General features: G+C 58.1%; 4 protein-coding genes and 1 pseudogene. 4 read left to right on the forward strand and 1 reads right to left on the reverse strand.

All coding sequences use genetic code 11. From position 1 onward, the window contains the following. A pseudogene (locus RMO15_RS09760) lies at positions 1–387 on the forward strand (hypothetical protein); the annotation flags it as partial. A 227-nt stretch (positions 388–614) separates the two neighbouring features. Continuing rightward, positions 615–1,013, forward strand: a complete 399-nt coding sequence (locus RMO15_RS09765; RefSeq protein ID WP_309711294.1) for a hypothetical protein — start codon at positions 615–617, stop codon at positions 1,011–1,013. Positions 1,014–1,073: 60 nt separating this feature from the next. Here RMO15_RS09765 and RMO15_RS09770 read toward each other — a convergent pair whose 3' ends face one another. Beyond that, positions 1,074–1,826: an AraC family transcriptional regulator gene (locus RMO15_RS09770; RefSeq protein WP_309711297.1), complete on the reverse strand. Its 753-nt coding sequence runs from the start codon at positions 1,824–1,826 to the stop codon at positions 1,074–1,076. Positions 1,827–2,010: 184 nt separating this feature from the next. Here RMO15_RS09770 and RMO15_RS09775 point away from each other — a divergent pair, with 184 nt between their 5' ends. Together RMO15_RS09775 and RMO15_RS09780 are read left to right on the forward strand one after the other, a co-directional pair. Next, positions 2,011–3,081 carry a Gfo/Idh/MocA family oxidoreductase gene (locus RMO15_RS09775; RefSeq protein ID WP_309711299.1) on the forward strand — a complete coding sequence of 357 codons (1,071 nt, stop codon included), beginning with the start codon at positions 2,011–2,013 and terminating at the stop codon, positions 3,079–3,081. Between the two features lie 53 nt (positions 3,082–3,134). Further along, positions 3,135–3,718 (forward strand): sulfatase-like hydrolase/transferase (locus tag RMO15_RS09780; protein WP_309711301.1); only part of this gene is annotated, 584 nt, incomplete at its 3' end.

Here is a 3,718-nt window from a genome sequence, read left to right on the forward strand (position 1 = left end):
CTAACAATGGCATTAATCGCTCCACTTGAAAGTTATGGATATCGTCTTCCAGAAAAAATGGTTCCAGATATATCCGAAGGGCGTATGTTTTGCAAATGGCTAAGAGAAGAAAAAAGAATTGACACTAATTTTCTCAAGACTTATAATCATGAATATGAAGATGGACGTATCGTCCCAGCAAAATTATACCCTAACAGTCTACTAGAGGAATTTAGAAGGCATTTTTACGAAGAATTGCTTCCTAATAAATCAGTTAAATATTTCTCTGAGCGAGATGAAATCGCAACAACTTTCCTTAAGAGGTTAATCAAAGAGACTGAAAAGCAACGTACTATTGCTTCTTCACCTGTAAACACGATTAACCAAGTTAGCGTAATAGCCCCTTAGCATTCTCGGTTAGCGGTTCAGGTGGGGACTTTTAGGCCCCGCACCAACACTTCTGTGATGCATCCCAGGCTTCTTGGGATGCATCACAGAAACACTGTGACCCACCCCAGAGGCATGGGGACGCATCATGGGCTTCTTGAGATCGGTCATTGCCTCTCGGGGAGACGGCTCAAGATGCCTGAGATACGTCACGAAAAAACTCGGATTGGGCACTGCAACTCTGGGGAGTGTCCGCGTGTCACAAAGATGAGGGGCAATTAAGGAGGCCCCCATCTGATGGCGAAACAAAATCGGCTGGCACCGCCTGTGGTGCAAAAAGATCGAGACAATCTGGATATTCTCAAGACCTTCACAGACTACCAGCCCGCACAAAGGCGCAGGCCGAAGCGAAGCGCAATGCGCTGGATGCGGCACGGACAGCGGAGTTACAAAAAGAGGCGGAGCTAGCCGCCATACGAGACCACACCGATGCGATGGAGCGGGAGTACCATGCCTTTATGCTGGGTGTGAGTGAGCAAGTCGCCGCGCAATATGGCAAAGACTCCGATGAGTACCAGGCGCTAGGCTACAAGAAAAAGAGCGAGTACAAGCGCCCCGCTCGCAAGCCCAAAGCCCCCACCCCATAGAACTCCCGAACCCCCTTCGCGAAGCCGGAGGGGGTCGGCGGTGGTGCCGCCGGGGGGAGGCTAGCGCGAGTAGGCCAGTCCGGCGCTGGTGGCGTTGGCTTGACCCAAGCGGACACGGTAGGCGCTGGGGCTACAGCCGAAGTGGGCGCGGAAGCGGCGGGCGAAGTAGCTCAGGTCGCTCCAGCCGACGCGCTCCCCTATTTCCTGCATGGAGAGGTTGGTTTGCAAAAGAAGCGTGGCGGCGCGTTCGGCGCGCAGCCTTGCGAGCCAGGCCATGGGGGGCAGGCCGGTGTCGGCACGGAAGCGGCGGACGAAGTAGGTAGGCTCTAGACACGCGAGGGCGGCAAGCTCGGTGAGCGTCCAGGGATGGGCAAGCGACGCTTCCATCTGGGCCTTGGTGATCAGCGTACCCGAGTGCGGCTGGGTGGTCGTGGACGAGGCGGGAATGCGCTGGGCGAGGCGTGCCAGAAAGACCAGGAGATACCCGAGTTTCTCCAGTGCACTACGCGAGGCTTCGATGGCCTCCAGTGCCCCCCGGCAAATGTCAAGATCGTCTGGCTCCAGCATCACCTCCCCCATGCGGGCGAGCAGCGGCTCGTCGAGAATGCCGCGAAGCTCGCTACGCAGAAGCTCGGTGCCAAAGCAGCAGTTCACGTAGTCGAGCGCTTCACAGTCGAGATAGGTGTGCCAGGTACCAGGCCTTAGGAAGAGTACCTGGCCTGCCTGAAGCACGGTATCGCCTTGCACGGTGCGATGAATCCCAGTGCCACTGAGAACCAGAACGGCTTCCTGAAAGTCGTGGTCGTGCGGCATGAGTGTCCCGGTAAAAAATTGGTGTCGTCGGACATAGAGAGGCAGTGGGCCCTCACCAAAAATCTCGCGTCCATAAATGCGTTTGGGAATAGTAGTCAAGATAGTGCTATGTTTTCGACAGTGACGGCCTATTTCCTTCTATGAGTTTTGACGTAGAATGCATCCAAGGTACAGAGCAGTCCGAATGAAAACAATCCGAGTTGGTGTATTGAGTTTCGCGCATGGCCATATCCATGCCTACTGCAACAAGATCAAGAGCTTCGACGATGCCGTCTTGGTGGCGTGCTGGGACGACAACGAGGCGCGTGGCAGAGAAGCCGCCGAGCGCTACGGGATGGAGTTCGAGAGCAGCTACGAGGCCCTGGTCAGTCGCGCGGATATTGACGCCGTGATTATCACCAGCGAAACCAACAAGCACGCCGATCTTACCGTCGCGGCGGCGGAGGCAGGCAAGCACATTCTCTGTCAGAAGCCCATGGCAACCACCCTGGAGGACTGCGACCGGATGATCGAGGCGGTCGAGAGCTCGGGCGTGCACTTCCAGATGGCCTTCCAGATGCGGTGTGACCCGCTCAACCAGCAGATCAAGAAATGGATTGATGAGGGCGCGGTGGGGCGTGTCGGCTCGCTGCGGCGGCGGCACTGCATCAATTTCCTCTTTAATCCCACCATCGCCACCGGCCCGACTGCCTGGCATATTGATCCCGTCGCCAATGTCGGGATGTTCTTTGATGATGCCGTCCACGCCGCCGACTTCCTCTACTGGCTCCTCGGCAAACCCGTGAGCGTGATGGCCGAGATCGACAATATCCTCACCACGGTCGCCCCCGACGACACTGGGATCGCACTCTACCGCTGGGAGTCCGGCGCGATGGGCGTGCTCTTCAACTCGTCTGTCACCCTGGCGGGTGAGAACACCTGCGAGATCTACGGCGACGAGGGCGTGATTATCCAAAACTACGACGACGGCGTCTCCGTGGGCCATGCGCCGGAGAACGCCGTCGCGCTGAAGCTCTTCCGCAAGAGCACGGGCAAGTGGGAGCACTTCGAGTTTGCCCTCCCCGCCAACCACGGCGAGCGCCTCGCCGCGATCCCGCGTCCCTTTCTCGACAACCTCAAGGCAGGCAATCCCCCCAGCATCACCGCCCGCGATGGTCGTGTCAGCGCCCAGATGTGCCTCGCCGCCTACGAAAGCGCCCGTGAGGGGCGAAGAGTTAGCTTCCCCCCTAACCCCCGCCCGGCGGGGGGACAATAAGGAAATACCGCATTTCCCCCCCGTTGCACGGGGGCTGGGGGTTGGACATATCTATGAAAAAACATCCCAATATCGTACTGCTCGCAGTGGACTCGTTGCGGGCAGATCACATGAGCTGCTACGGCTACGAAAAACACACGACGCCGCACCTGGATCGCTTTGCTTCCCAGGGGACGCTGTTTGAGCACAATATCAGCGCCCATATCCCGACCACCAGCGCCTATGGCTCGATGCTAACGGGGCAGGATGTGTTTACCACACAGGTGGTCGCGCTGCGGCACAAAGGCCCGCTCCGTGAAGAAGTGCCGACCCTGGCTGAGCTGCTCAAGGAGGCGGGCTACACCACGACGTGTGTCGGGTTTAGCGGCAACCCGAGCGCCCGTGGCTTCGACAAGTACCTGAACTTCGCGGGCTGGGGAAGCTGGAACGAGGGCCGCAGCCCCAAGGCAGAGAACCTCAACCAAGTCGCGATACCGGAGCTGGACGAGTTAGTCAAAGGCGAGCAGCCGTTCTTTTTGTTTTTGCGCCACATGGACCCGCACGCGCCGTATCTGCCGCCCGCGCCCTACGAGCGGATGTTCTACCACGGCAACGAGACCGACCCGAGCAACCCGTCCATGGAGCCGGTGATGAGCTT

It is taken from the genome of Armatimonas sp. (genome assembly GCF_031410135.1).
In the GTDB taxonomy this organism is placed as follows: domain Bacteria; phylum Armatimonadota; class Armatimonadia; order Armatimonadales; family Armatimonadaceae; genus Armatimonas.

Coding starts and splice junctions, on each gene's coding strand:
- RMO15_RS09770 (WP_309711297.1), bottom strand. CDS start 1,826: ATGCCGCACGACCACGACTTTCAGGAAGCCGTTCTGGTTCTCAGTGGC.
- RMO15_RS09775 (WP_309711299.1), top strand. CDS start 2,011: ATGAAAACAATCCGAGTTGGTGTATTGAGTTTCGCGCATGGCCATATC.